Genomic DNA, 26140 nt, shown 5'->3' with positions numbered 1-26140 from the left:
GGATGGCGAAGGGTGTCATACTGCTTGCGGCCGGTGGAACGGGCGGACATCTGTTTCCGGCCGAGGCGCTGGCGCATGAGTTGATCGACCGCGGCTGGAAGGTGCATCTTGCCACCGACCATCGCGCCGAGCGCTATTCCCGTCATTTCCCGGCAGCCGACATTCACACGATCCCCTCGGCCACGCTGGGTTCGAAGAACCCGGTCGCCATGCTCTCGGCCTTCTGGAAAATCTGGCAGGGCGTGCGGGAGACCAGCCGGGTGATCGCCAGGATCAAGCCGGAGGCGGTCGTCGGCTTCGGCGGCTATCCGACGCTGCCGCCGCTCTATGCGGCGACAAGGCGAAGAGTGCCGACGCTGATCCATGAGCAGAACGCCGTCATGGGCCGCGCCAACAAGGCGCTCGCCGGCCGCGTCGACGCGATAGCCGGCGGCTTCCTGCCGGAAGGGGCGAGCGCCGTCGGCGCAAAGACCGTGATCACCGGCAATCCGGTCAGGCCGCAGATACTCGAAGCAGCGAAGACGCAGTATCTGGCATCTAACGAGGGCGAACCGTTCCGCTTCCTGGTGTTTGGCGGCAGCCAGGGCGCGCAGTTCTTTTCCGATGCCGTGCCTGCGGCGATCGCGCTGCTGCCGCAAGACCTGCGCAAGCGGCTGGTGATCACCCAGCAGGCGCGCGCCGAGGATGTGGCGCGGGTGAAGGCGGCCTATGCCGATCTCGGCGTCGACGTCCAGGTTTCACCCTTCTTCACCGACATGGCGGCGCGCATCGGGGCGGCACATCTGGTGATGTCGCGTTCCGGGGCCTCGACGGTTTCGGAAATCGCTGTCATCGGGCGGCCAGCATTGCTGGTGCCTTATCCGCACGCCCTCGACCACGACCAGGCGGCGAATGCGGCAGCCCTTGCCGCCGCCGGCGGGGCAGAGCTCCATCCGCAGTCGACGCTGTCGGCGGAGCGGATCGCCGAACTCGTCGGCGGGCTGGTCAAGGACCCGAACCGGCTGGCGACCATGGCCGCAGCCGCCCGCTCGGCCGGGAAACCGAACGCGGCGCGGTTGCTCGCCGATCTGACAGAGGCTATTGCGTCCGGCAAAACGGTTTCGGACTACAGGAGGACGCGCCCATGAAGATGCCGCAGACGATCGGCCTTGTGCATTTCATCGGCATCGGCGGCATCGGCATGAGCGGCATCGCCGAGGTGCTGCACAATCTGGGCTACAAGGTGCAGGGATCCGACCAGGCCGACGGCGCCAATGTGCAGCGGCTGCGCGACAAGGGCATCGAATGCTTCGTCGGCCACAAGGCCGAGAATGTCGGCGATGCCGAAGTCGTGGTCGTTTCGACCGCGATCAAGAAGTCCAACCCCGAGCTCAAGGCCGCGCGCGAGAAGCTTTTGCCGATCGTGCGCCGGGCCGAGATGCTGGCCGAACTGATGCGTTTCCGCCAGGCGGTCGCCATCGGCGGCACGCATGGCAAGACGACGACCACCTCGATGGTGGCGACGCTGCTCGAGGCCGGCGGGCTCGACCCGACCGTCATCAATGGCGGCATCATCAACGCCTACGGCACCAATGCGCGCATGGGCGATGGCGAGTGGATGGTGGTCGAAGCCGACGAGAGCGACGGCACCTTCCTGAAACTGCCGGCCGACATCGCCGTCGTTACCAACATCGATCCCGAGCATCTCGACCACTATGGCAGCTTCGACAAGGTGCGCGAAGCGTTCCGTCAGTTCGTCGAGAACGTACCGTTCTACGGCTTCGGCGTGATGTGCACCGACCATCCGGAAGTGCAGGCGCTGGTCGGCCGTATCGAGGACCGGCGCGTCATCACCTATGGCGAGAACGCGCAGGCCGACGTGCGCTTCACCAATCATCGCATGCAAGGCGCGATTTCCGAATTCGATATCGTCATCCGCGATCGCAAGGGGCGGGGCACGACTTCGATAAATGACCTGCGCCTGCCGATGCCCGGCCGGCATAACGTCTCCAACGCGACGGCGGCGATCGCGGTGGCGCATGAGCTTGGCCTCTCGGCCGAGGCGATCAAAAAGGGCCTTTCGTCCTTCGCCGGCGTCAAGCGGCGTTTCACCCGTACGGGCTCGTGGAACGGCGTGGAGGTATTCGACGACTACGGCCACCACCCGGTCGAGATAGCGGCGGTGCTGAAGGCCGCGCGCAGCGCGACCAAGGGGCGGGTGATCGCCATTGCGCAGCCGCATCGTTTCACCCGGCTGCACGACCTCTTCGAGGAATTCTCGGTCTGCTTCAACGACGCCGACACGGTCATGGTGGCGCCGGTCTACGCGGCCGGCGAGGAACCCATCGAAGGCGTGACTTCAGATGCGTTGGTGTCGCGCATCCGCTCCGGCGGGCACCGCGACGCACGCTATATCGATGGCCAGGCAGCAATCGCGCCCGCCATTCGCGAGCTTGCCAAGCCCGGCGATTTCGTCGTCTTCCTCGGCGCCGGCAACATCACGCAATGGGCCTATTCGCTGCCCAAGGAACTTGGTGGGACGCCGTCATGATGCGCGGCCAGGACCTGATCGATAAATTCGGCGACAAGCTTTCCGGCCTGCGCGGCCGCATCACGCCGAACGGCGAGATGGACAAGATCACCTGGTTCCGGGCCGGTGGCCTGGCGGAGGCGCTGTTCCAGCCGGCCGACGAGGAAGACCTCGCCGCCTTCCTGCGCGCCGTGCCGGAAGAGATACCGGTCACTGTGGTCGGTGTCGGCTCCAACCTTCTGGTGCGCGACGGCGGCATTCTTGGTTTCGTCGTCAGGCTCTCGGCCAAGGGTTTTGGCGAGGCCGAGGCCACCGGGCCAACCACGATCAAGGCAGGAGCGGCGACGCCGGACAAGCGGGTCGCCGCGGTGGCTTACGAAGCCGGCATCGGCGGCTTCCATTTCTACCACGGCATTCCCGGCGCCATTGGCGGCGCGCTCAGGATGAATGCCGGGGCCAACGGCGTCGAAACGCGCGAGCGGGTCGTCGAGGTGAGGGCGCTGGACCGCAAGGGCAATCTCCATACGCTGAGCAACGCCGATATGGGCTATGCCTATCGCCATTCGTCGGCGCCCGCCGGACTGATCTTCACCTCGGCCATTTTCGAAGGGTTTGCGGAAGACAAGGCGGCGATCAAGACGGCGATGGATGCCGTGCAGAACCATCGCGAGACGGTGCAGCCAATCAGGGAGAAGACCGGCGGCTCGACCTTCAAGAATCCGGAAGGCACCTCGGCCTGGAAGGAAATCGACAAGGCGGGCTGCCGCGGGCTGATGATCGGCGGCGCGCAGATGTCGCCGATGCACTGCAACTTCATGATCAACACCGGCACGGCCACCGGCTACGACCTCGAATATCTCGGCGAAACGGTGCGGGCGCGCGTGCTCGAGAATTCCGGCATCCGGCTGCACTGGGAGATCAAGCGCCTCGGCAATTTCAGGCCTGGCCATGCGGTGCAAGAGTTTCTTGGCCAGCTTCTTTAGCTTGGGCTTAAGTTCATGTGATGCTTGAACTTCCAGCGATCTGAATCGGCCGCGAAACCGTTGCCTTAAAGACTCACAATTCACTTTTTGCGGCTGTTTTCGCGGAAAGTGAATCTCTCGGAATCATAGGTACTTGCCAGCGAATCAACTCTCTGATTCTCTGCTCTAAAGCGTTTCCTGATTTGAGTCGTTCGACGCGTTCAGCCGCGTTTTCCATCTGGGGGGGCAACCTGCCGGAAGACTCGGACTCAATGTACGGAAATGCGATGTGGGAATATCGGTTGCAGGCCCGGCGTGAGAGGGGATGACGGGAATGAAGAAGAAGCATGTGGCTGTCCTCCTGGGTGGATTCTCCTCGGAGCGGCCCGTGTCTCTGTCCTCGGGGAAGGCGTGTGCGGATGCGCTCGAGAGTGAAGGCTATCAGGTCACCCGTGTCGATGTTTCGCGCGATGTCGGGGCTGTGCTTGCCGAGCTCAAGCCCGATGTCGCCTTCAATGCGCTGCACGGTCCGTTCGGCGAGGACGGCACCATCCAGGGAATTCTCGAATATCTCGCAATTCCCTACACCCATTCGGGTGTGCTCGCTTCGGCGCTCGCCATGAACAAGGAACAGGCCAAGAAGATTGCCAAGGCGTCCGGCATTCCGGTCGCGGAATCGAAGGTGGTCAACCGCTTCGCCGTCCAGAACAAGCATCCGATGAAGCCGCCTTACGTGGTCAAGCCAGTCAATGAGGGGTCGAGCTTCGGCGTGGTCATCGTGCATGAGGGGCAGTCGCATCCGCCGCAGGTGATCGGCTCGACCGAATGGCAATATGGCGAGATCGTCATGGTCGAGCGCTACATCCATGGGCGCGAATTGACCTGCGCGGTGATGGGCGATGTGGCGCTTGGCGTCTGCGAGATCATCCCGACCGGGCATTCCTTCTACGATTACGATTCAAAATATGTTCCCGGCGGATCAAAACACGAAATCCCTGCTAAAATTTCACCGAATATTTACCAAAAAATACAGACACTGGCCCTCAAGGCTCATCTTGCCATTGGTTGTCGGGGCGTTTCCCGATCGGACTTCCGTTACGACGACCGTCACTCCGAAAACGGCGAGGTTGTCTGGCTCGAGGTCAACACTCAGCCGGGCATGACGCCGACGTCTTTGGTGCCTGAAATCGCCGCGCAAGCGGGACACTCGTTCGGCGATTTGTTGAGTTGGATGGTGGAGGACGCTTCGTGTCTGCGTTGAGGTGGGGACAGGGTCATGGTGGCGGTGCGGCTGGTTTCGCGCTGTTCGGCATCTCGCTGTCATTCGACCGTTTCGTGCTGCCGCGTCAGCTCCGTCGACCGATGCGCGTGCTGGCGCGCCTGTGCGGCGGCGAGTATGAGGCGCCGCGCTTTTCGGCGGCGATCCTTTCTGCCGCGCTGATCGCATCGAGCAGCGCCTATGGCGCCTATCTCGGCGGCTATGGCGACAGCATCGTGCAGGGCATCACGGCCCGCACCGGCTTTGCCGTCGACCAGATCAAGGTGGTCGGCAACCGCCAGACCTCCGAGATCGATGTGCTGGACCGGCTCGGCCTCGACGGCTGGACCTCGCTGATCGGCTTCGATGCCGAGGCCGCGCGCGAGCGCATCGCGACGCTGCCCTGGGTCGAGGGCGCGGCGGTGCGCAAGATCTACCCGCATACGCTGGAAGTGCGCATCGAGGAACGCGAGCCCTTCGCGCTCTGGCAGCAGGGCGCTTCGGTCTCGGTCATCGAGCGGTCGGGCGAGGTGATCGCGCCGTTCTCGGGCGGCAGGCAGGCGCTGCTTCCTCTGATCATCGGCGCGGGCGCGCCGGCGATGGCGCCGGCCTTTCTCGACAAGATCAAGCGCTATCCCGAGCTCGCGGCGCGGGTCAAAGGTTACATCCGTGTCGGCGAGCGGCGCTGGGACCTGAGGCTTGAGAACGGCATCACAGTCAAGCTGCCGGAAGACGACGAGGACCAGGCGATCGCCGAACTCGTCAAGATCGACCATGACAACGGGTTGCTGACGCGCGACATCGCCGCCGTCGACATGCGGCTCTCCGACCGGCTGGTCGTGGAGCTCTCGCCGGAAGCGGCGACGCAGCGCGAAGCCGCGCTCAGCGACAAGCCGAAGAACCTGGCCAAGCGCAAGGCGGAGACGAAGATATGAGCTGGCTTGGCGGCAGCGGTGACGCATCTTCGCGCCGGTCGGGCACGCTCACGGTGCTCGATATCGGCTCCAGCAAGGTTTGCTGCGTTGTGGCGAAGCTCAAGCCGAACGAGGACGGCAAGCTCCTGCGCGGACGCTCGCACCGCATCCAGGTGATCGGCATCGGCCACCAGAAATCGCAAGGCGTGAAGTCGGGCGTGGTGGTGGATCTCGACCGCGCCGAGCATGCCATCCGGCTTGCCGTTGATGCGGCCGAGCGCATGGCAGGGCTCACGGTCGACTCCCTCATCGTCAACATGACGGCCGGCCGGCTGAAGAGCGAAGCCTTCTCGGCGACGATCAATCTCGGCGGTCATCAGGTCGAGGAAGTCGACATCAAGCGCGTTCTCGCCGCCGGCGCCAAGCAGGCGCTGCGGGCCGAGCGCGAGGTGGTCCATTCGCTGCCGGTCGGCTTCTCGCTCGACGCCGAGCGCGGCATGCGCGATCCGCGCGGCATGGTGGGCGATGCGCTTGGCGTCGACATGCATGTGCTGACGGGCGACGCAGCACCGATGCGCAACCTCGAGCTTTGCATCAACCGCTCGCATCTGTCGGTCGAACGCATGGTGGCGACGCCCTATGCCAGCGGGCTTGCCTCGCTGGTCGATGACGAGCTCGAGATGGGCGCCGCCTGCATCGACATGGGCGGCGGCACGACGACCATTTCGGTCTTCGCGGAAGGCAAGTTCGTGCATGGCGACGCCATCGCCATCGGCGGCAACCATGTGACGCTCGATATGGCCAAGGGCCTGTCGACCTCGCTCGACGCCGCGGAGCGGCTGAAGGTGATGCATGGCTCGGCGCTGCCCGGCAGCGCCGACGACCGCGACCTCGTCTCGATCCAGCCGATCGGCGAGGAAGGCGATATACCGCTGCAGATCCCGCGTTCGGTGATGACGCGCATCATCCGCGCTCGCATCGACGAGACGCTGGAGCTTCTGCGCGACCGGCTGAACAGGTCCGGCTACGGCAATGCCGTCGGCAAGCGGGTCGTGCTCACCGGCGGCGCCAGCCAGCTCGCCGGCCTGCCGGAAGCGGCGCGCCGCATTCTCGGGCGCAATGTGCGTATCGGCCGGCCGCTCGGCGTCGCAGGCCTGCCGGAAGCGGCCAAGGGACCGGCGTTCTCGACCTCGGTCGGACTGATGATCTATCCGCAGATGGCGAGCTTCGAGAGCCATTCGGCGAAAGGACTTTCCGGTTTCAGGATGACCGGAACAGGCGGAAAACTGCATCGCATGAGTCAGTGGTTGAGAGACAGTTTTTAAATTTGACGGGGACAGCCCCATAGGCGGCCGCAGCGGCGAGGCGGCGGGAAAGGCAAAGGACGGAGACAATGACCATCAATCTGCAGAAGCCGGACATCACCGAGCTCAAGCCCCGCATCACCGTGTTCGGTGTCGGCGGCGGCGGCGGCAATGCCGTGAACAACATGATCACAGCCGGCCTGCGCGGCGTCGAGTTCGTGGTGGCGAACACCGACGCGCAGGCGCTGACGATGTCGAAGGCCGAGCGGCTGATCCAGCTCGGCGCGCATGTCACCGAAGGCCTCGGCGCCGGCTCGCAGCCGGAAGTCGGCCGCGCGGCGGCGGAAGAGTGCATCGACGAGATCATCGATCACCTCTCCAACACCCATATGTGCTTCGTCACCGCCGGCATGGGCGGCGGCACCGGCACGGGTGCTGCTCCGGTCGTTGCCCGCGCCGCGCGCGAGAAGGGCATCCTCACCGTCGGCGTCGTCACCAAGCCGTTCCATTTCGAGGGCCAGCGCCGCATGAAGACGGCCGACATGGGCATCGAGGAACTGCAGAAATGCGTCGACACGCTGATCGTCATCCCCAACCAGAACCTGTTCCGGCTGGCCAATGACAAGACCACCTTCGCCGACGCCTTCGCCATGGCCGACCAGGTGCTCTACTCAGGCGTTGCCTGCATCACCGACCTGATGGTCAAGGAAGGCCTGATCAATCTCGACTTCGCCGACGTCCGTTCGGTAATGCGCGAGATGGGCAAGGCGATGATGGGCACGGGCGAGGCTTCGGGCGAGGGCCGCGCGATGGCCGCCGCTGAAGCCGCCATCGCCAACCCGCTGCTCGACGAAACCTCGATGAAGGGCGCCAAGGGCCTGCTGATCTCGATCACCGGCGGCCGCGACCTGACCCTGTTCGAGGTGGACGAGGCAGCCACCCGCATACGGGAGGAGGTCGACCAGGACGCCAACATCATCCTGGGCGCCACCTTCGACGAGGAACTGGAAGGCGTGATCCGCGTGTCGGTCGTCGCCACCGGCATCGACAAGTCGGCGGCCGACATCGCGGCTGCGCCGATCTCGATCCGCGCGCCGCAGAAGCCGGCCGCCCGTCCGGCGGCGGCTCCGGTTGCCGAAATCCGCCCCGCTCCGGTTCAGCCGCAGGCCTACGAGCCGCGCGCGGTCGATCCGGTCGCGGAAGCGATCCAGCTTGCCGAGGCGAACGCCGCCGCCATGGCGCAGCCGCGCCCCGCGCCGGTCGACGATTTCCGGCCGCAGAGCAAGATCTTCCAGGCCCCGCCAGCCCAGCCGCAGCCGCAGCCCGTGGTGCCGCAGCAGGTCATGCAGCAGCCCGCGCCGCAGCGCGAGATGCCGCAGCCGGTGGCCGCGGCCCCGCAGCGCATGCCGCGCGTGGAAGACTTTCCGCCGGTGGTGAGGGCCGAGGTCGAAGCCAAGAGCCGGCCCGCGGACCACGAGAACAGCGGTCCGATGGGGCTGATCAAGCGGCTGACCAACGGCCTTACCCGCCGCGAGGAAGAGCCGGCCCGGCTGCAGCCGGCGCAGCCGCGCGAGCCGAAGCTGCGCCAGGCCGCGCCCGAGATGCGCCGTCTCGCCAGCCAGGACCCGCAGCTCTACGCGCCGCGCCGCGGCCAGCTCGACGACCAGGGCCGGCTGACACCGCAGGCCCGCACGGTCCAGGAAGACGACCAGCTGGAAATCCCGGCCTTCCTGCGCCGCCAGGCCAACTGATCGATACGGCGGCCGCCGATCGCGATGCGGCGGCCGCCGATCGTCGATACAGCGTAACGCTGATCGTTAACGATATATAACGGTTATTAACAGGCAGGCGAGAAACCGTCTGCCTGTTGCTTTTGTAAAATTGTTGAAAAACAACGGCTTATGAGCCGCTTTTGACAAAATCCCGCAGTTACACAGGGTAAGAAACCGTGATTTGGAGTCTCCAAGGCGGGCCATTATCTTCGCCACGGACTAAAGTCGGTTTGCCGGGATTCGGGGAGTAGCCCAGCCTGCCGATCACACAGAGCCGCACGCTCTTGCTTATTTTGCCGCATCCTATGCGAGCGCCAGGCCATCACCTGGCTGCAAGATACCCAAGGCCGATAGAGCGGACGCAGGCATTTGGGGCTATGGGGTTACTCTTGCACGACTATCAGACGACAGTGAAATCGCGCGCGATGCTGGCTGGCATCGGCGTCCATAGCGGCAAAACCGTCACCGTTCATTTCCTGCCGGCCGACGCCGATACGGGCATCGTCTTCCATCTTTCGAATGGCGGCCAGCCCCGCGAGTTCCGTGCCCTGGTCGCGGAAGTCGGCGCCACCGATCTTTGCACCATGCTCGGCGATCCGGCGGGCGAGCATATCGGCACTGTCGAGCATCTGATGGCGACGGTGTTCGGCCTCGGCATCGACAATCTCATTATCGAGATCGACGGTTCGGAAGTCCCGATACTCGACGGCAGCGCCACGGCTTTCGTCGAAGCCATCGACCAGGCCGGCATCGAGACGCTGGCGGTGAAGCGCCGCTATATCCGCATCGTCAAGCCGGTGCGCGTGGAAGCCGGCGCATCCTGGGCGGAATTCCGCCCCTATGACGGCACGCGATTCGAGGTCGAGATCGATTTCGAAAGCCCGGCGATCGGCCGCCAGCAATTCGCCTCCGACATCAATCCCGACATCTTCCGCCGCGACATCGCGCGGGCGCGGACCTTCGGTTTCATGAAGGATGTCGAACGGCTTTGGGCCGCCGGCTACGCGCTCGGCTCGTCGCTGGAAAACTCGCTGGTCATCGGCGACGACAACCGCGTCATCAATGTCGGCGGGCTGCGCTACCCCAATGAATTCGCCCGCCACAAGACGCTCGATGCGATGGGCGACCTGGCGCTGGCCGGCGCGCGCTTCATCGGCTGTTTCCGATCCTATCGCGGCGGCCACCGGATGAACGCGTCTGCGTTGCGCCGGCTGCTTTCCGACCACACGGCCTTCGAGATCGTCGAGACGAGGCGCCGCGAGCGCGGCCGCGTCGCCGAGATGATCGCCATCAGCCGGCCGGTCTACGCACCTTGGGTGATCTGATTTTTAACCGTTTTCTGGTTTTGTAGGGCGGCTTGTGTTGCATGATTGCATCACGAATCGCTGAAATTGCACAACCTCCGGCGTAGCGTCAGCCCGCCACAAAAATGTGCGATTGGCCGGACATAGCGTTGCCGGGCAAGGGGATAATGGTTTATGGCTTCGGCCCGGACCGAAACGACGCCGAAGGGGCGGAATCCAAACATGTTTTTTTCGCGAGTTGGTCAATCGGTAGCGCCGCGTCGGGGTGTTTTGCTGGCGCTGTCGGTGGTTGCTCCCGCGCTCGTGCTGTCGGCCTGCATGTCCTCCGAGAAGGATGTCAACCTGGCGACCTATGTCGACCAGACCGAACCGGCCGACGTTCTCTACAATCAGGGCCTGGCCAATATGAATGCCGGCCGCCTCGATGAGGCCAGCAAGAAGTTCGACGCCGTCGACCGCCAGCATCCCTATTCGGAATTCGCGCGCAAATCGATGGTGATGGGCGCTTTCGCCGATTATCGCGCCGGCAATTACGACGAGGCGATCGGAACCGCGAAACGCTATTTGACGCTTTATCCTTCGACCGACGACGCCGCCTACGCGCAATACATCATCGGCTTGAGCTACTACCGCCAGATCAAGGACGTCACGCAGGACCAGAAGGAAGCGCGCCAGACCATTCAGACCATGCAGGATCTGGTGACGCGCTGGCCGAACTCCGAATATGTCGCCGACGCCAAGGACAAGATCCGCTTCGCCAACGACCAGCTTGCCGGCAAGGAGATGCAGATCGGCCGCTATTATCTCGAGCGCCGCGAATACATCGCCGGCGTAAAGCGGTTCCGCACCGTGGTCGAAAACTATTCCAACACCCGCCATGTCGAGGAGGCGCTCGCGCGCCTGACCGAGTCCTATTATGCGATGGGCCTGACCTCGGAAGCGCAGACGGCCGCGGCGGTGCTTGGTCACAATTATCCGGACAGCCCGTGGTACAAGGATTCCTACAAGCTCCTGCAGAGCAACGGGCTTGAGCCGCGCGAAAATGCCGGATCGTGGATCTCCAAGGCCGGGAAACTGATCACCGGCGCCTGAAGCTTGCGATGCTGTCCAGACTGTCGATCCGCGATATCGTCCTGATCGAAAAGCTGGACATCGATTTCCTGCCTGGACTTTCGGTGCTGACCGGCGAAACCGGCGCCGGCAAATCCATCCTGCTCGACGCGTTGTCGCTGGCGCTCGGCGCGCGCGGGGATGCATCGCTCGTGCGCCACGGCGCCGCGCAAGGCCAGGTCATTGCCGTGTTCGACGTGCCGCGCAACCACCCGGCGCGTGCGCTGCTCGCCGACAACGACATCGAGGACGATGGCGACATCATCCTGCGCCGCGTGCAGACGGCCGACGGCCGCACGCGCGTCTTCGTTAACGACCAGCCTTCCAGCGTCACGCTGATGCGCGATGTCGGCCGCGCGCTGGTCGAGATCCACGGCCAGCATGACGAGCGTGCCCTGGTTGATCCCGGCGCGCATCGCGAATTGCTGGACAGTTTCGGTGGTCATCTGGGCGCCGCGCGCGGCGCGGGCGAGGCTTGGCGCTACTGGCGAAACTGCGAGCAGGAGCTTTCCCGGCATCGCGCCAGGGTCGAGGCTGCGGCGCGTGAGGCCGATTATCTGCGCGCTTCCGTCGCCGAGCTTGCAAAACTCGATCCGCAGCCGGGCGAGGAGACTGAGCTTGCAGAACTGCGCGCGACGATGATGCGCGTGGAAAAGATCGCCGCCGAGATCCATGATGCACAGGATGTTCTGTCGGGACCATCCTCGCCGCTGCCACAGCTTGCTAGCCTGCTGCGGCGGTTGCAGCGCAAGTCCAGCGAAGCGCCCGGGCTGCTCGACGACGTGGTGAAATCGCTCGACGAGGCGATGATCTCACTCGATGCGGCCCAATCCGGCGTGGAAGCTGCGCTTCGCGCCACCGAATATGATCCGGAGCGGCTGGAGAAGGCGGAGGAGCGGTTGTTTGCGCTGCGCGCCGCCTCGCGCAAGCACAATGTCGCGGTCGACGACCTGGCGCAGCTGCGCGACACGATGGTGGCCGATCTTGCCGATCTCGATGCCGGCGAGGAGCGGCTGCATGCGCTGGAAAAGCAGGCTGCCGCCGGACGCGAAGCCTACGACATTTCCGCCGCGCAGCTGTCATCGCTGCGCCATGCGGCGGCGGCGGGACTGACCAAAGCGGTGATGGCGGAGCTGCCGGCGCTCAAGCTCGAACGGGCCGAGTTCATCGTCGAGATGGAAAGCGATGCCGAAAACCGCATGGAAGAGGGCATCGACCAGGTCGAATTCTGGGTGCGGACCAATCCAGGCACCAGGCCGGGCCCGATGATGAAGGTCGCCTCGGGCGGCGAGCTTTCGCGCTTCCTTTTGGCGCTGAAGGTGGCGTTGGCCGATCGCGGCTCGGCGCCGACCCTGGTCTTCGACGAAATCGATACCGGCGTCGGCGGCGCGGTGGCAGACGCCATCGGCCAGCGGCTGGCGCGGCTGTCGAAGCGGGTGCAGGTGCTTTCGGTTACGCATGCGCCGCAGGTTGCGGCACGCGCCGCGACGCATTTCCTGATCTCGAAATCCGGCGGCAAGGACCGTGTCGCCACCGGGATCGCCGAAATGGACCGCGCCGCGCGCCAGGAAGAAATCGCGCGCATGCTGGCCGGCGCCGTCATCACCGATGAAGCGCGCGCCGCTGCCGAGAGGTTGCTGCGCGAGAACACTGCGGCAGCTTAAGATTTCCGGACGCTGGCAGGCTGAGTCAGCAGATGGCTGCATCCCGCTGTTCAGCAATGATTTCTTCGCAATCCGACTCCCTCGCAGCGAATCCTGATTTATAGTGGCCCGCCATAATTCGAGGACCGCGTTTCATGTCGGAAAAACCAGTCGAATCGCTGAGCGAAGGCGAGGCCGCGGAGGAGCTGAAGCGGCTCGCGGCGGAGATCGCCGATCACGACCGGCGCTATCACACCGAGGACGCGCCGACGATCTCGGACGCCGAATATGACGCGCTGGCAAGACGCAACCTCGCTATCGAAGAGCGCTTTCCCGATCTCGTACGCGAGGATTCGCCGTCGCGCCGGGTCGGCGCTCCGCCGGCAGAAGGCTTTGCCAAGGTGCGGCACGCGGTGCCGATGCTCAGCCTGGCCAAGGCCTATACCGATCAGGACGTCGCCGATTTCATCGAGCGCGGCCGGCGTTTCTTCGACCGCGACAAGGACCTCGACATCGCCTTCACGGCCGAGCCGAAGATCGACGGGCTGTCGGCTTCGCTGCGCTACGAGAACGGCGTGTTCGTGCAGGGCGCGACGCGCGGCGACGGCGCCGTCGGCGAGGATATCACCGCCAATCTGAAAACCATCGCCGACATTCCGAAGAAGTTGCAGGGTTCGGGCTGGCCGGAAATCATCGAGATCCGCGGCGAGGTGTACATGACTTATGCCGAATTCGAAGCGCTGAAACAGCGCTCGGCGGCTGTCGGCGGCCAGGATTACGTCAATCCGCGCAACACGGCGGCCGGCTCGCTGCGCCAGAAGGATCCGTCGGTCACCGCCAGCCGCAATCTGAAGTTCTTTGCCTATGCCTGGGGCTACACGACAGCGGACCCCGCGCCGACGCAGTTCGATTCCGTGCAGAAGTTCAAGGAATGGGGCTTCAAGGTCAGCCCGCTGATGGTGCGGGCGAAATCGATCGACGAACTTATCGCGCACTACCACCGGATCGAGGAGCAGCGCTCCTCGCTCGGCTACGACATAGACGGCGTCGTCTACAAGGTCGACCAGCTTGAGCTGCAGCGCCGCTGGGGTTTCGTGACCGGCGAGCCGCGCTGGGCGGTCGCCCACAAATTCCCCGCCGAGCAGGCGATGACGACGGTCGAGAGGATCGACATCCAGGTCGGCCGCACCGGCACGCTGGCCCCGGTGGCGCGGCTTGCGCCGGTCACGGTCGGGGGCGTGGTGGTCGAGAACGTCACGCTGCACAACGAAGACTACATCAAAGGCTTCGACAGCAACGGCCAGCCCATCCGGGACGGCATCGACGTGCGCATCGGCGACACGGTGGTGATCCAGCGGGCAGGGGATGTCATCCCGCAGATCGTCAGCGTCGTCATCGACAAGCGGCCGGCCAATGCCGTGCCTTACGAATTCCCGCATACCTGCCCGGTCTGCGGCTCGCCGGCGACGCGCGAGATCAACGAGAAGACGGGCAAGGAGGATTCGCGGCGGCGCTGCACCGGTGAACTGATCTGCGCCGCGCAGGCGGTCGAAGGACTGCGCCACTTCGTGTCGCGCGGTGCGCTCGATATCGAAGGCCTCGGCGCGGAGAACATCGACCTATTCTTCAATTCGGGGCTGGTGAAGACCGCCGCCGATATCTTCACGCTGAAGGATCGCCGCCCGGCCGTCACCAAGGCGCTGGCGGGCCGGCGCGAAGAGCAGGCGAGGCTGCGCGAGGAAGCCTCGGGCAAGGCGCGCAAGAACGTGCGCAGCGTCGAGGAGCGCAACTATGAAGGCCTCGACAAATTGTTCGCCGCCATCGACGCGCGCCGCGAACCGGAGCTCGACCGCTTCATCTTCGCGCTCGGCATCCGCCATATCGGCGAGACGACGGCCGCCGTGCTTGCCCGCCAGTTCTCGACCATCGAGGAACTGATCCGCATCGGCAAGGAAACGGCCAAAGCGGAGGATCCGCACAGCGTCTTCCCATCGATCAACGGCATCGGCGACACGGTGATCAACGCGTTGCGTGACTTCTTCGGCAATGAGCGCAATGACGACGTGCTGGACGCCTTGCTCGCGCAGGTTCATCCGAAACCCTATGTCGTGGAAATCTCAGCCGGCAGCGAAGTCTCCGGCAAGACGGTTGTGTTCACCGGCTCGCTGGAAAAGATGACGCGTTCGGAAGCCAAGGCGATGGCGGAGCGGCTCGGCGCCAAGGTGGCGGGCTCGGTTTCGGCCAAGACCGACCTTGTGGTGGCGGGTCCGGGCGCCGGCGCGAAGCTGAAAGTTGCGAGCGATCTCGGCATCGAGGTGATCGACGAGGATACCTGGCTGCAGCGCATCGGCAGGGGCGGCTGATGGCGGGCGCGTTCAAGGGGTTCGGGCAGAAGGCCATTCCGTTCCTGAAGGCGCTCGACTTCCACCAGAGCCGCGAGTGGTTCCAGGAGAACCGCGACCTCTTCGACAGCGAGTTGCATGGGCCGTTCTGCGATCTCGTCGAGACGCTCACAGAGCGTTTCGAAGCGGCCAAGCTCGGCTTGCGCGGCGACCGCAAGAGGTCGCTTTTCCGCATCAATCGCGACGTACGCTTCTCAAAGGACAAGCGACCCTACAACCGGCATCTGTCTGCGATCCTGTCGCCCGACGGCACCAAGATGGACCAGGGCGTCTTCTATGTGCATATCGGACTTGAGCGCTGCTTTGCCGGTGTCGCCTGGTGGCAGCCGGCGCCTGAACTGCTGCAGGCGATGCGCAAAGCGATCGTGACCAGGCCGGCCGCGTTCCGCGCCATGGTCGCATCGCTCAAGAAGGCCGGCCTGGAGCTCGATGCAGAAGACCGCCTAAAGCGGGCGCCGCGCGGTTTCGAGGATGTCAGTGACGAGGATCTCGCCCAGGCGGTGCGGAGCCGGCATTTCGTGGTCCGGCACGACATCGATCCGGCGACGATCCATTCGCCGGCGCTGATCGATGATCTCGTCGACTTCACGCTTGGCGCCAAGCCGCTGCTCGACTGGGGCAGGGCGATCCAGGGGACGGCCGTCAAGGCCTAACCCCCGCGATCAGTTCCGCTGATCGCTGGGTCAAGCGAATTGGTGTGACATTGGAGACGACGCTCCCTAAATGAAGCCGCTCTTAAAGCGCGTCGCGCTGAACGAATCCAGGCGACGCGCTTTAGTCTTTTTGTTGATGCAGTTCGTTGTCCCAGAACCGCTGCGCACTTCTGGGCGACATGCACGAGGAGCGGCGCATGGCAGCGGAAGCAATCTCTGAGAGCGGGACCGGCAGCGATTTCTGGGACGGCGTGCGGCTTTCGATGCCGGTCGTCGTCGCCTCGGCGCCGTTCGCGATCCTGTTCGGCGCGATCGCTGTCGACAATGGTTTCTCGGTGATCGAGGCGTTCCTGATGAGCGCCATGATCTACGGCGGCGCGAGCCAGATGGTCGGCATCGAGCTGTTCGGCCAGCATGTCGCGCCGTGGTTGATCGTGCTGTCGATCTTCGCGGTAAATTTCCGCCATGTGCTTTATTCGGCCGGCATCGGCAGGCGCATCGCGCATTGGCCGCTGCTGCAGCAGGCCGCCGGCTATTTCATCCTGACCGACCCGCAATTCGCCATCGCCGAGGCAAGGGCCGAGTCCGGCCGTCCCGTCGGCTTCGTCTGGTACCTGGGGCTCGGCTTGCCGGTCTATGTGTTCTGGGTGATCGAAAGCGGATTGGGCGCGGTGTTCGGCAAGATGATCCCCGACACGCATGCGCTGGGCATCGATTTCCTTTTGCCGATTTATTTCCTCGGCCTGGTGCTTGGCTTCCGCAAGCGGCCGCTCTGGGGCCCTGTCGTCGCGGCCAGCGCCGTCGCCTCGATCATCGCTTATCGAACCGTCGGCTCGCCCTGGCATGTCTCGATCGGCGCGGTCGCCGGCATCCTCCTGGCGGTGATCCTGCCGCCGCATCACAGCGGCGTGGGCAAGCGGCCATGAGCACGACCTTCTGGATCATCCTTGCCGGCGCCGTCGCCACCTATCTGACCCGGGTCGGCGGCCACCTCGTCATCTCGCGCTTCGAGACGATCCATCCGCGCGTCGAGGCCGGCCTCAACGCCGTGCCGGCCGCCGTGCTGACGACGCTCGTCGCGCCGGAACTGCTGCATGCCGGACCGGCCGAATGGGCGGCGCTGATCGTCACTGTGCTGGTATCGCTGCGCAGCGGCCTGATGGCGATATTTTTGGCTGGCGCGGCGGTGCTGATCGTCGCGCGCCAATTCGTTGGGTAGGGCCTCTGCCAGCGCGATCGTTTCGGATCGTCGGCGCTGCCTCTCATTGCCCTGCCCATCCTTCGCTGCGGCTACGGAGGGTGAACCGGGCATTTCTCCTCGTGAACGGGGAAAAAGATGCTTATCTCAGATCTTGGCATCGTGCGGCAGCGGCGCTGTAGCTTTTTCCAGCCAGGCCAGCGTTTCGCCGTCGACCATCGGGCCGATCTCGGTCAGCACCCGGGCATGATAGCGGTCGAGCCACTGCAACTCGTCCCGGTGCAGCAGATCGGTGCGGATGAGCCGCTTGTCGATCGGCGCCAGCGTCAGCGTTTCGAAGCCGTGCATCGCGATGTCGCCGCCTTCGATCTGCTCCGCCGGCGTGACCAGGATCAGGTTCTCGATGCGGATGCCGTAGGCGCCTTCCTTGTAATAGCCCGGCTCGTTGGACAGCATCATGCCGGCCAGCAGCTTTTCGGTGCCGGTACGGGCGATGCGCTGCGGCCCTTCATGCACGGCAAGGTAGGAGCCGACGCCGTGGCCGGTTCCGTGGGCGAAGTCGCAGCCATGCTTCCATAGCGCCACGCGGGCAACGGCGTCGATCTCCGAACCGCGCGTGCCGGCGGGGAAACGCAGCGTCGAGATGGCGATCATGCCCTTCAGCACCAGGGTGAAGCGCTCGCGCATCTCCTCGGTCGGCTGGCCGATCGGCACGGTGCGGGTGATGTCGGTCGTGCCGTCCTGATACTGCCCGCCGGAATCGAGCAGGAACAGCTCGCCGCTCTCAAGCTTGCGGCTGGTGGCGCGCGATACGCGGTAGTGCATGATCGCGCCGTTCGGGCCCGCGCCGGAAATCGTGTCGAAGGAGACGTCGCGCAGCGGCATCTGCGTTTCTTCTCCGGTCTGGCGGCGCACCTCCTCAAGCTTGGTGACGACGACGATTTCGTCCAGCGTGCCGGGCTTCTGGCGATCGAGCCAGCACAGCAGCCTAGCGACCGCGGCACCGTCGCGGCGATGCGCCGCGCGGCTGCCGGCGATCTCGGCCTGGTTCTTGGTCGCGCGCGGAATACGCGCCGGGTCGGCGGCCAGGATGACCGCGCCGCCATTGCCCTCGACCAGCATGCGGAGCTTCTCCGCCGCCAGAACCGGATCCAGCGCGATTTTCGCGCCGCCCTTGGCGAGCTCAATGATCGCGGCTTCGAATTCACCTGGATCATGCAGGTCGGCGAGCTGGGTGAGATAGGCCGCGACCTGGCGCGGGAATTTGCGTTGGTCCATGAACAGCTGATGCTTGCCGTCGGCGGCGAGGATGGCAAAGCCGAGCGCCAGCGGCGTATGCGGCACGTCGCCGCCACGGATGTTGAAGGCCCAGGCAATCGAGGAAGGATCGGTCAGCACCGCATGGGTGGCGCCATCCTTTTCGATCGCGCCTGCCAGCCGCTTGAGCTTGTCCTTCGCCAGCTCTCCGGCAAGATTTTGCGGATGGATCTCGACGGGCGCGCGCGGCGGTTCCGGCTGGTCCTTCCAGATGATGTCGATGGGATTCTTGTCGAGCGGCACCAATGTCGCGCCGGATTGCTCGGCCGATGCCTTCAGCGCCTTGATCTCACCGATCGTGTGCAGCCAGGGGTCGAAGCCGAGCCTTGCGCCCTTGCCGAGATTGTCCTTGATCCAGGAGGCTGGCGGATTGTCGATGAGGCTTTCGACGGCGAAGATCGAAAGATCGACCTCGCTCCGCACCTGCAGCGTGTAGCGGCCATCGACGAAGATGAAGGCGCGGTCACGCAGCACGAACGCGACCCCGGCCGAACCGGAAAAGCCGGTTAGCCACTTCAGCCGCGCCGAGCGGTCGGCGACATATTCGCCCTGGTGCTCGTCCGCGCGCGGCACCATGAAGCCATCCAGGCCATTCTCGGCCAGCCATTGCCGCAGCAGCGCCACACGCGGCTTGCCGACGGCCGGATCACCAGCGGAATCAAAGGTCTGGAACATTTCTGGCTCCCTCGAATGGCTTGCGGCGACCGTAGCGCATGATCTTGAAAACCGGAATCGATTTCGGCAGGGCCAGATCGGCTGGATGCAATCCGGCCTCAGCGCTTGAGGTGGATGGTCACCCAGCCCTCGCGATGCAAGGTACGCACGTAGCGGAAGGCTTGGCCGACATAGGCCGAGATCACCGCGTCGCGCTGGCGGTCGAGGATGCCGGAGAGCACCAGCGAGCCGCCGAGCCTGATGTGTTTGGCCATTTCGGGCGCCAGCCGCATCAGCGGCCGGGCCAGGATGTTGGCGACGATGAGGTCGAAAGGCGCGCGCCTGGCGAAGATCGGATGATGGAAGCCGGGCGCCGTCACCGTCTCGACCAACGCCTTGACGTGGTTGAGGCGGGCATTGGCGGCGGCGACGCGGACGGCGACCGGATCGATGTCGGTCGCCAGCACCGGGATATGCGCGAGCTTGGCCAGCGCAATCGCGAGCACCGCGCTGCCGGTGCCGAGGTCGAGCGCATTGCGCGGCCGCTCGCGCAGCACCACCTGTTCCAGCACTTCGAGGCAGCCGGCAGTGGTGCCGTGATGGCCGGTGCCGAATGCCAGACCCGCCTCGATCTCGATAGCGAGATCGCCGCTGCGGCGCTTGGCCCGGTCGTGCGAGCCGTGGACGAAGAAGCGGCCGGCGCGGACCGGCTTCAGGCCTTCCAGCGAGCGCGATACCCAGTCCACGTCGGGAAGGACCTCGCGCTCGACAAGCTTCGGCAGGCCGAGACCGGCGAGGATATCCCTGACCCGCGCCTCGACGGGATCGACCTCGCCATCGGCATAGAGCGACACTTCGTGGATATCTTTTTCCTCGTCGAGCTCCAGCACGGCGATCGGCAGGCCGTCATCCTCGAACGCTGCGTCCAGCGCCGCGAAGATGCGGTCGGCCTCGAGCTTGTTGGCGGTAAGATGGAGTCTGGTTTGCCCCATCAGAAAGATTCTTGTCCGAACATGATCTTTTCCGAAAATCGGTTCCCACTTTTTGCGTTCGCTGACCTTCGGTTCGGGATCATGTTTGGCCGCCGGCAGCCAGCCGCTTCAGCTTGGCTATCGCGGTGTCGGCGCTCTCGCCATAGGCGATGGTGCCGGCGAAATCGCCCTTGGCATTGAGCAGCAGCACCGAGGCCGTGTGGTCCATCGTGTAGTCGCCGTCGCCGGTGTCGACCTTCTTCCAGTAGATGCCGAAGGCCTTGGCCATGGCGTGCACCTTGTCCGGATCGCCGGTGATGCCGGTGATGCGGTCGGAGAAGTTGCTGACATAGGTGTTCATTGTCTCCGGCGTGTCGCGCTCCGGATCGACGGTGACGAAATAGGCGTTGAGGTTCTTGCCGCTGTCGCCCATCGTCTTCAGCCAGCCGGCCAGCTCGAACAAGGTCGTCGGGCAGACTTCCGGGCAGTGGGTGAAGCCGAAGAACACCACGCTGGGGTGGCCCCTGAAGGTGGATTCGGTGATCGGCGCGCCTTTCTGGTCGACCAGCGTGAAGGGCGCGCCGAAGGGCGCGCCGCCATAATGGCCCCGGTACCAGTCGAATGTCAGCCAGCCGATGCCCGCCGCCATCAGGACGAGAATGCCGATCAGGATGGAACGCATCATCAGTGAATGTCCGTCGCCATTGCTTTGGCCAGATGCCAGTTTGGCGACAGTCTTAACGGGTCGGCGCCGGGCGCGCAAAGATGTCGCGTTGCCGCAAGCGGCCAGGCAGGCCGATCGGCTTGCAAACGCCACGATCCTGTCCCACCTGACATCGGCAAACCTGAACCGAGGAGGCTTCCTTGCGAAAACTGATCGGCTTGTTCGCCGCCTGTCTTGCCCTGAGCGCCGGCGCGGCCATGGCTGACGAAGTGGGTAAAGTGGGTGTGGACTGGGTCGGCAACGACATCATGGTCGACGCTATCAAGGATCCGAAGGTCGACGGCGTCACTTGCCATGTCGCCTATTTCGACCGCAGCATCATCGACCGGCTGCACAAAGGCAACTGGTTCGAGGACCCCTCCGATTCCTCGATCTCCTGCCGCCAGACCGGGCCGATCACCATCGGCGACATCGACATGGGCGAGGGCGGCGAGGAGGTGTTCAAGCAAGGCCTCAGCCTGATCTGGAAGAAGCAGGTGGTGAACCGCATCTACGACAAGAAGAACGAGACGCTGATCTATCTGTCGCATTCGCGCCAGGTGCAGAACGGCTCGGCGAAGATGTCGGTCACGACCGTGCCGCTTTACGGCCAGAACGTGGTGTGGGCCAAAGGCAAGCCGCAATAGGCTCCGACAGGCTTGCCGGGGACAGGTCACGCTTGCGGGCAATCCCCCGCCGGCGTAAAGCCGCTTCATGGATCGTCCTGAAAACCTCATCCTCAAGGACGCCGAGCCGCGCATCCATCCGACCGCGGAACTGAAGGGATGCAAGCTCGGCCGCTATGCCTCGATCGGCGAGCGGGTGATCCTGCGCGAGGTGAGCGTCGGCGACTTTTCCTATTTCGAACGCCATTGCGAGGCGATCTACACGACGATCGGCAAATTCTGCTCGGTCGCCGCCAACAGCCGCATCAATGCGCTCGAGCATCCGATCGAGCGGCTGACGCAGCACAAGGTCAGCTACCGGCCGAACGAGTATTTCCGCTGGCTGGGCGTCGACACCGAATTTCGTGCGCGCCGGCAGGCAAAATCGGTCAGTGTCGGCCACGATGTCTGGATCGGCCATGGCGCGGTCATCATGCCGGGCGTCGCGATCGGCAACGGCGCCGTCATCGGCGCCAATGCCGTGGTGACGCATGACGTCGCGCCCTACACGATGGTCGCAGGCGTTCCGGCAAGGCCGCTGCGCGCGCGGTTCTCCGCCGCAGTCGCGGCGCGCATCGAAGCCCTCGCCTGGTGGGACTGGGCGCCCGAGAAACTGGCGAGCGCAATCCCCGACATGCAGGCCATGCCGATCGAAGCCTTTCTCGACCGATGGGAAGAAACGCTCATTGACACGGGCAGAACGCCGTCGAGCACATGACCGGCGCTGTCTGACCGATCCCTTCCACTCTCGCAAATAAACGCCCCTTCCGCCATGCGGGGGTGGCGCAGCGGAAGGGGCTGGAGGTAAACCGCCGTGAAGCGGAAGGAACAGGCTTTCGGCCTGCACCGGCACTATTGCAAACAAACGGATAAGGTGTTTTTTCGCGAAACTGCGCTTTCTGCGTGTAGCCGATTGCGTGCACATGTCGGCACGAAAATTCGATCCCGCGGAACCGGAGCGGGCGGCAGCCTGTTTCTTCGCAAATGCCAGCACATCCACGGTTCGAGGGACTTGCATGATCGAGAAAGTTTTTACGCGGATAGCCAACCAGGTGGCACATCTGGCGGGCCTGCCGCCCACCTTCGCCATCTGTGTGGCGATCGTGGTTGTATGGGCGTTGAGTGGACCGCTCTTCGGATTCTCGGATACCTGGCAACTGGTCATCAACACCGGCACCACCATCATCACCTTCCTGATGGTGTTCCTGATCCAGAACACGCAAAATCGCGACGGCGCTGCGATCCAGGCCAAGCTGGACGAACTGATCAGGGTCAGCCGCGCCCATAATCATTTCATCGGCATCGAACACCTGACGGAATCCGAGGTCGAGGAGATCCGCTCGAAATGCGAGGCGGCGGCAAAACGGCATGACAGCGAGATCGCCGAAAAGGCAGCCAAGAAGGCGGTCGCCGGAAAGAACGGTACCAAGCATGCGCCGAAGACCGCCGGCGCGGCCACAAAGAAGACCGCGGCCGGGAAGAACGCCTCCAAGAAGAAAGCCGCGGCTTGAGAGGGCCGTCAGCGGTTCATGAAGGCCGCGAAGGCATCCTTGTGATCGGGATGCCAGCGCGACAGGGCAGGGCGGTTTTCGATGATGTCTCCCATCGCCCAGGCCATCCGCTTTTCGTCGATCGGCCGCGTCACTTCGTTGTCGGGGCACAGTATGTAGAAGTCGTCGTCCATCAGGGATGTCAGCATGAAGTCGATCACCTGCTCGCCGGTCCAGGCGCCGGCAGGCTTTTCCGTCGCGCCTTCGGTCAGGCCGGTATAGGTGAAACCGGGGATCAGCAGATGCGCCGACACTTTCGCGCCAGGCTCGTTGCGCAGCGCATGCGCCAGCCCTTCGGTAAAAGTCTTCACGCCGGCCTTGGAGACGTTGTAGGCGAGATTGCCGGGCGGCGTGGTGATGCCCTGCTTGGAGCCGGTGTTGATGATGAGACCCGGCCTTCCGGCGGCAAGCATGCGCGGGGCGAAGGCCTCGACGCCGTGCACGACGCCCCAGAAATTGATGTCCAGCAGCCGCTTCCAAGCGTCGCGGTTCTCCCAGGGCTTGCCCGGATTGTTGCCGACGCCGGCATTGTTCATCAGCACCGACACCGCACCGAAGGCGCCGTAAGCGAGGTCCGCCAGCCGATCGACTTCTTCCGCCTTGGAAACATCTGTCGGGATTGGGAGGACGGCATCCTCGCCGGCGATCGCGGCAACCGCCTGCTTCGCCTGGTCGAGGCGCATGCCGCCGATGTCGGCAAGCACCACTTTCATGCCCATCGCCGCGTACCGTTTCGCGGCGGCAAGGCCGATGCCGCTGGCGCCGCCGGTGATGACGGCGACATTGCCAGCGGCGAAAGCGGGCAGTGCGGTCTGGATTTCGGTGTCGCTGGTCATGATTTCCATCCTTGTTCGGTCAGGGTCGAACTTAACGCCGGGCGCGGCCGAGGCAAGGCTGGTTCGTCCGCCCACCGCGACAGCCGCAACGAGACGGTGATGGCCGCAATGGGTTGACGGCGACAGCCGCAACGGGTTGACCATGGCGGCGCCTGCCGCGCATGTTGTCCTGAAAAGGAGTTCGACATTTGAGCGACTGGATCGAAATTCTGAAGGAGCAAACCGCCGACGGCGATCAGATGAGTCGCGAGGTGCCGGAGATGCTTGCCAATCCCGACATCAGCGAGGCGCAGGTGAAAACACTGTTTGCGGCGCTGGAGAAGCAGGCGGATTTCGCCGAGAAGCTGCGGCTGGCGCTGGAGAAGTTCGGCCACGACTTCCCGATCATCAAGGCAGCCGAGCGCCTGGAGGAACGCTATGCCGACCTTGCCGCCTCAGTGGCGGAAAAGCTGAAGGCGATGCGGAAGTAAATTCTATTTTTCGATCAGTCTCTCGAAGCGTTTATCGGGTACAAACCAGATGGTCGCTACAAGCACGTAGATCGCCACGCTGATCCACTGGTTGATGAAGCTGAGCAGGACTGCGGCGATGTAGAGCGTCAGCGAGATCTTGCCCTTCCTGTCCCGCCCGATAGCTTTGGCAAAAGTCGTGTCGGCGCCGTGCAGATGGCGCAGCTTCACGACCAGGATGGTGTAGGCGACGGCGCAGAGGGCGAGATCCACGCCATACACGGCGACCGGCGCAGGCGCGAAGTGGTTCTCTCCCATGAATGCGGTGGTCACCGGCATCAGCGACAGCCAGAACAAGAGGTTCAGATTGGCCCACAGCACGCGTCCATCGACGCGCTGCACGGTGTGGAACATGTTGTGCAGATTGTTCCAGTAGATGCCGACATTGATGAAGGACAGCACATAGCAGAAGAAGACCGGCCACAGCGGCACAAGCGTTGAGAAATCCTCGCCTTGCGGCACTTTCAGCTCCAGCACCATGATGGTGATGATGATGGCGACGACGCCATCGGTGAATGCCTCGACCCGTCCCTTCCCCATGGTTCCTCCTCGTCGGCTGACAAAGCTACGCGAGGATTTCGCCCAAGACCATCCTGTCAGGATTGTCAGCAGGGCGTCCGGTAGCTGGAACAGCGCCATTATATAGGCGTTGGGCTTGCAACCCTGGAGATCGCCATGACCAGCTACGCTCAAACCATGACGCGTGACCATGAGCTTGGCGGGGGCGCCGCGATGACCGCCGTCGCCGCCATGATCGCAGCACTTTTTGCCGGCAGCACCGCGCTGACCCCGCTTTACGTGATCTACAAGCAAGCCTTCGGCTTCTCGCAGGTCACGCTGACGCTGGTCTATGCCGTCTACGTCGTCGGCAATCTGGCGGCGCTGCTGTTTTTCGGCCGGGTGTCCGATGTCGTCGGCCGCCGCCCTGCCGCGCTCGCCGCGATGGGTGTTGCCGTGGTCAGCGCGCTGTTTTTCCTCTTCGCCAAAAACCTCGCCTGGCTCGACATTGCCCGCATTCTGAGCGGCCTCGGCATCGGCGTCGGCGCGGGGGCGGGCACCGCCTGGCTTGCCGAGCTGATCGAAGGCAAGGACAAGTCGCGCGCCGCCGTCATCGCCACCAGCACCAACTTCATCGGTCTCGGGGTCGGCGCGCTCATGGCAGGGCTGCTCGCCCAATATGCGCCTTGGCCGCTCAGGCTGACATTTGCGGTCTATCTGGCGCTGCTTGCGCTGGTCACCGTGCTGATCTGGCGCACGCAGGAGACGGTCTCCAATCGCGGACGCTTCTCGGACGTCTCGCTGCGGCCGAGGCTCTCGGTGCCCGACAATATCCGCGCGCAATTCGTGGCCCCTGCCGTGACCGGCTTCGGCGCGATGGCGTTGGTCGGTCTCTACGCGGCGCTGGCGCCCAGCATCCTGGCACAGCAGCTGCATGTCGCCAATCACGCCGAGGCCGGTGGCCTGTTCTTCGAGCTGTCGATCGTCGCAGCAGTGACCATTGTCGGCACCGCATGGCTGTCCGCCCGCTCCACCATGCTTGCGGCGCTGGCGCTGATGATCCCGGCCGTGGCGTTGGTCGTCGCCGCGCAGGTCTATGCTTCGATGGCGCTGATGATCGCCGCGACGGCGGTCTGCGGCGCAGCGGCGGCGCTCGGCTATCGCGGTGGGTTGCAGGTGGTGAATCAGATCGCGCCGGCCGACCGCCGCGCCGAGATGGTCTCGGCCTTCTTCATCTGCTGTTTCTGCGGCAACGCACTGCCGGTGATCGGCATCGGCGTCTTGTCGAGCTTGGCCAACGCCACTGTGGCAAGCCTGGCCTTTGCCGGCATGATCGTCGTCTTCTCCTTGGTAGCGCTTGGCTTCGGCGCCAAATACGCGCGGTAGGAGTATTCACCCTTTTCCGTCG

The 26140-nt window shown here is 64.3% G+C and carries 24 protein-coding genes; 19 read left to right on the top strand and 5 right to left on the bottom strand.

Going from position 1 to position 26140, the window contains the following annotated elements:
- Nucleotides 1-2: 2 nt before the first annotated feature.
- The 14 genes from murG to O7A05_RS04925 all read left to right on the top strand — a co-directional run bounded on the left by murG (nt 3) and on the right by O7A05_RS04925 (nt 17050).
- A complete protein-coding gene (murG, locus tag O7A05_RS04990; RefSeq protein ID WP_337091860.1) occupies nt 3-1127 on the top strand; it encodes an undecaprenyldiphospho-muramoylpentapeptide beta-N-acetylglucosaminyltransferase in 1125 nt (374 codons plus the stop codon).
- A complete protein-coding gene (gene murC / locus O7A05_RS04985) occupies nt 1124-2530 on the top strand; it encodes a UDP-N-acetylmuramate--L-alanine ligase (RefSeq protein WP_337091858.1) in 1407 nt (468 codons plus the stop codon). Before murG ends, murC begins: the two co-directional genes overlap by 4 nt.
- Complete coding sequence (murB, locus tag O7A05_RS04980; RefSeq protein WP_337091857.1) at nt 2527-3492, top strand: UDP-N-acetylmuramate dehydrogenase; 966 nt, start codon at nt 2527-2529, stop codon at nt 3490-3492. Before murC ends, murB begins: the two co-directional genes overlap by 4 nt.
- A gap of 313 nt (nt 3493-3805) precedes the next feature.
- A complete protein-coding gene (locus O7A05_RS04975; protein ID WP_320252598.1) occupies nt 3806-4732 on the top strand; it encodes a D-alanine--D-alanine ligase in 927 nt (308 codons plus the stop codon).
- Nucleotides 4720-5664, top strand: a complete 945-nt coding sequence (locus O7A05_RS04970; protein WP_337091856.1) for a cell division protein FtsQ/DivIB — start codon at nt 4720-4722, stop codon at nt 5662-5664. The genes O7A05_RS04975 and O7A05_RS04970 overlap by 13 nt, the downstream gene beginning before the upstream one ends.
- Nucleotides 5661-6968, top strand: a complete 1308-nt coding sequence (gene ftsA / locus O7A05_RS04965) for a cell division protein FtsA (RefSeq protein ID WP_337091855.1) — start codon at nt 5661-5663, stop codon at nt 6966-6968. Before O7A05_RS04970 ends, ftsA begins: the two co-directional genes overlap by 4 nt.
- 68 nt (nt 6969-7036) lie before the next feature.
- Nucleotides 7037-8698: a cell division protein FtsZ gene (ftsZ, locus tag O7A05_RS04960; protein WP_337091854.1), complete on the top strand. Its 1662-nt coding sequence runs from the start codon at nt 7037-7039 to the stop codon at nt 8696-8698.
- Between the two features lie 398 nt (nt 8699-9096).
- Nucleotides 9097-10044, top strand: coding sequence for a UDP-3-O-acyl-N-acetylglucosamine deacetylase (gene lpxC, locus O7A05_RS04955; RefSeq protein ID WP_337091853.1), 948 nt, complete (start codon nt 9097-9099; stop codon nt 10042-10044).
- Nucleotides 10045-10245: 201 nt separating this feature from the next.
- A complete protein-coding gene (locus O7A05_RS04950; RefSeq protein WP_337091852.1) occupies nt 10246-11115 on the top strand; it encodes an outer membrane protein assembly factor BamD in 870 nt (289 codons plus the stop codon).
- 8 nt (nt 11116-11123) lie between these two features.
- Complete coding sequence (gene recN / locus O7A05_RS04945; protein WP_337091851.1) at nt 11124-12797, top strand: DNA repair protein RecN; 1674 nt, start codon at nt 11124-11126, stop codon at nt 12795-12797.
- A 134-nt stretch (nt 12798-12931) separates the two neighbouring features.
- Entirely contained in the window at nt 12932-15139 is a 2208-nt protein-coding gene (ligA, locus tag O7A05_RS04940; RefSeq protein WP_337091850.1) for an NAD-dependent DNA ligase LigA, read from the top strand.
- Entirely contained in the window at nt 15139-15831 is a 693-nt protein-coding gene (locus O7A05_RS04935) for a DUF2461 domain-containing protein (protein WP_337091849.1), read from the top strand. Before ligA ends, O7A05_RS04935 begins: the two co-directional genes overlap by 1 nt.
- A gap of 197 nt (nt 15832-16028) precedes the next feature.
- On the top strand, nt 16029-16757 hold the full coding sequence (locus O7A05_RS04930; RefSeq protein ID WP_337091848.1) for an AzlC family ABC transporter permease: 729 nt from the start codon (nt 16029-16031) through the stop codon (nt 16755-16757).
- The gene (locus O7A05_RS04925) at nt 16754-17050 is read left to right on the top strand and encodes an AzlD family protein (protein ID WP_337091847.1); all 297 of its coding nucleotides are present in this window, start codon (nt 16754-16756) and stop codon (nt 17048-17050) included. Before O7A05_RS04930 ends, O7A05_RS04925 begins: the two co-directional genes overlap by 4 nt.
- A gap of 126 nt (nt 17051-17176) precedes the next feature.
- Here O7A05_RS04925 and O7A05_RS04920 read toward each other — a convergent pair whose 3' ends face one another.
- The 3 genes from O7A05_RS04920 to O7A05_RS04910 all read right to left on the bottom strand — a co-directional run bounded on the left by O7A05_RS04920 (nt 17177) and on the right by O7A05_RS04910 (nt 20656).
- Nucleotides 17177-19021, bottom strand: coding sequence for an aminopeptidase P family protein (locus O7A05_RS04920; protein WP_337091845.1), 1845 nt, complete (start codon nt 19019-19021; stop codon nt 17177-17179).
- A 98-nt stretch (nt 19022-19119) separates the two neighbouring features.
- Entirely contained in the window at nt 19120-19992 is an 873-nt protein-coding gene (locus O7A05_RS04915) for a 50S ribosomal protein L11 methyltransferase (RefSeq protein ID WP_337091844.1), read from the bottom strand.
- A gap of 79 nt (nt 19993-20071) precedes the next feature.
- Nucleotides 20072-20656, bottom strand: a complete 585-nt coding sequence (locus O7A05_RS04910; RefSeq protein ID WP_337091843.1) for an SCO family protein — start codon at nt 20654-20656, stop codon at nt 20072-20074.
- A 236-nt stretch (nt 20657-20892) separates the two neighbouring features.
- On the opposite strand from O7A05_RS04910, the gene O7A05_RS04905 reads away from it, so the two are divergent.
- The 3 genes from O7A05_RS04905 to O7A05_RS04895 all read left to right on the top strand — a co-directional run bounded on the left by O7A05_RS04905 (nt 20893) and on the right by O7A05_RS04895 (nt 22850).
- Complete coding sequence (locus O7A05_RS04905) at nt 20893-21321, top strand: CreA family protein (protein WP_224549666.1); 429 nt, start codon at nt 20893-20895, stop codon at nt 21319-21321.
- 67 nt (nt 21322-21388) lie between these two features.
- Nucleotides 21389-22057, top strand: coding sequence for a DapH/DapD/GlmU-related protein (locus tag O7A05_RS04900; protein WP_337091842.1), 669 nt, complete (start codon nt 21389-21391; stop codon nt 22055-22057).
- A gap of 298 nt (nt 22058-22355) precedes the next feature.
- Nucleotides 22356-22850: a low affinity iron permease family protein gene (locus O7A05_RS04895; protein WP_181174725.1), complete on the top strand. Its 495-nt coding sequence runs from the start codon at nt 22356-22358 to the stop codon at nt 22848-22850.
- 8 nt (nt 22851-22858) lie between these two features.
- Here O7A05_RS04895 and O7A05_RS04890 read toward each other — a convergent pair whose 3' ends face one another.
- On the bottom strand, nt 22859-23725 hold the full coding sequence (locus O7A05_RS04890; RefSeq protein ID WP_337091841.1) for an SDR family NAD(P)-dependent oxidoreductase: 867 nt from the start codon (nt 23723-23725) through the stop codon (nt 22859-22861).
- Between the two features lie 188 nt (nt 23726-23913).
- Here O7A05_RS04890 and O7A05_RS04885 point away from each other — a divergent pair, with 188 nt between their 5' ends.
- Nucleotides 23914-24195 (top strand): hypothetical protein, encoded by a 282-nt coding sequence (locus O7A05_RS04885; protein ID WP_224516465.1) that lies wholly within the window; start codon nt 23914-23916, stop codon nt 24193-24195.
- Nucleotides 24196-24198: 3 nt separating this feature from the next.
- Here O7A05_RS04885 and O7A05_RS04880 read toward each other — a convergent pair whose 3' ends face one another.
- The gene (locus O7A05_RS04880) at nt 24199-24774 is read right to left on the bottom strand and encodes a TMEM175 family protein (protein WP_337091840.1); all 576 of its coding nucleotides are present in this window, start codon (nt 24772-24774) and stop codon (nt 24199-24201) included.
- Between the two features lie 135 nt (nt 24775-24909).
- Here O7A05_RS04880 and O7A05_RS04875 point away from each other — a divergent pair, with 135 nt between their 5' ends.
- Nucleotides 24910-26118, top strand: coding sequence for an MFS transporter (locus tag O7A05_RS04875; RefSeq protein ID WP_337091839.1), 1209 nt, complete (start codon nt 24910-24912; stop codon nt 26116-26118).
- Nucleotides 26119-26140: the final 22 nt, after the last annotated feature.

The organism is Mesorhizobium argentiipisi (SeqCode) (genome assembly GCF_037179585.1).
GTDB lineage: Bacteria > Pseudomonadota > Alphaproteobacteria > Rhizobiales > Rhizobiaceae > Mesorhizobium > Mesorhizobium argentiipisi.
Note: the sequence above shows the minus strand (reverse complement) of the source record. Positions and strands in the feature narration are given on the sequence as shown.

Excerpts from the sequence above, each read along its gene's own strand:
- O7A05_RS04930 (WP_337091848.1), top strand. The coding sequence starts at position 16,029 with ATGGCAGCGGAAGCAATCTCTGAGAGCGGGACCGGCAGCGATTTCTGG.
- O7A05_RS04925 (WP_337091847.1), top strand. The coding sequence starts at position 16,754 with ATGAGCACGACCTTCTGGATCATCCTTGCCGGCGCCGTCGCCACCTAT.
- murG (WP_337091860.1), top strand. The coding sequence starts at position 3 with ATGGCGAAGGGTGTCATACTGCTTGCGGCCGGTGGAACGGGCGGACAT.
- O7A05_RS04875 (WP_337091839.1), top strand. The coding sequence starts at position 24,910 with ATGACCAGCTACGCTCAAACCATGACGCGTGACCATGAGCTTGGCGGG.
- O7A05_RS04920 (WP_337091845.1), bottom strand. The coding sequence starts at position 19,021 with ATGTTCCAGACCTTTGATTCCGCTGGTGATCCGGCCGTCGGCAAGCCG.
- O7A05_RS04950 (WP_337091852.1), top strand. The coding sequence starts at position 10,246 with ATGTTTTTTTCGCGAGTTGGTCAATCGGTAGCGCCGCGTCGGGGTGTT.
- recN (WP_337091851.1), top strand. The coding sequence starts at position 11,124 with ATGCTGTCCAGACTGTCGATCCGCGATATCGTCCTGATCGAAAAGCTG.
- O7A05_RS04905 (WP_224549666.1), top strand. The coding sequence starts at position 20,893 with ATGGCTGACGAAGTGGGTAAAGTGGGTGTGGACTGGGTCGGCAACGAC.
- O7A05_RS04890 (WP_337091841.1), bottom strand. The coding sequence starts at position 23,725 with ATGACCAGCGACACCGAAATCCAGACCGCACTGCCCGCTTTCGCCGCT.
- lpxC (WP_337091853.1), top strand. The coding sequence starts at position 9,097 with ATGGGGTTACTCTTGCACGACTATCAGACGACAGTGAAATCGCGCGCG.
- O7A05_RS04900 (WP_337091842.1), top strand. The coding sequence starts at position 21,389 with ATGGATCGTCCTGAAAACCTCATCCTCAAGGACGCCGAGCCGCGCATC.
- ftsZ (WP_337091854.1), top strand. The coding sequence starts at position 7,037 with ATGACCATCAATCTGCAGAAGCCGGACATCACCGAGCTCAAGCCCCGC.
- O7A05_RS04915 (WP_337091844.1), bottom strand. The coding sequence starts at position 19,992 with ATGGGGCAAACCAGACTCCATCTTACCGCCAACAAGCTCGAGGCCGAC.
- murC (WP_337091858.1), top strand. The coding sequence starts at position 1,124 with ATGAAGATGCCGCAGACGATCGGCCTTGTGCATTTCATCGGCATCGGC.
- O7A05_RS04910 (WP_337091843.1), bottom strand. The coding sequence starts at position 20,656 with ATGATGCGTTCCATCCTGATCGGCATTCTCGTCCTGATGGCGGCGGGC.
- O7A05_RS04935 (WP_337091849.1), top strand. The coding sequence starts at position 15,139 with ATGGCGGGCGCGTTCAAGGGGTTCGGGCAGAAGGCCATTCCGTTCCTG.
- O7A05_RS04895 (WP_181174725.1), top strand. The coding sequence starts at position 22,356 with ATGATCGAGAAAGTTTTTACGCGGATAGCCAACCAGGTGGCACATCTG.
- ftsA (WP_337091855.1), top strand. The coding sequence starts at position 5,661 with ATGAGCTGGCTTGGCGGCAGCGGTGACGCATCTTCGCGCCGGTCGGGC.
- O7A05_RS04975 (WP_320252598.1), top strand. The coding sequence starts at position 3,806 with ATGAAGAAGAAGCATGTGGCTGTCCTCCTGGGTGGATTCTCCTCGGAG.
- ligA (WP_337091850.1), top strand. The coding sequence starts at position 12,932 with ATGTCGGAAAAACCAGTCGAATCGCTGAGCGAAGGCGAGGCCGCGGAG.
- O7A05_RS04880 (WP_337091840.1), bottom strand. The coding sequence starts at position 24,774 with ATGGGGAAGGGACGGGTCGAGGCATTCACCGATGGCGTCGTCGCCATC.
- murB (WP_337091857.1), top strand. The coding sequence starts at position 2,527 with ATGATGCGCGGCCAGGACCTGATCGATAAATTCGGCGACAAGCTTTCC.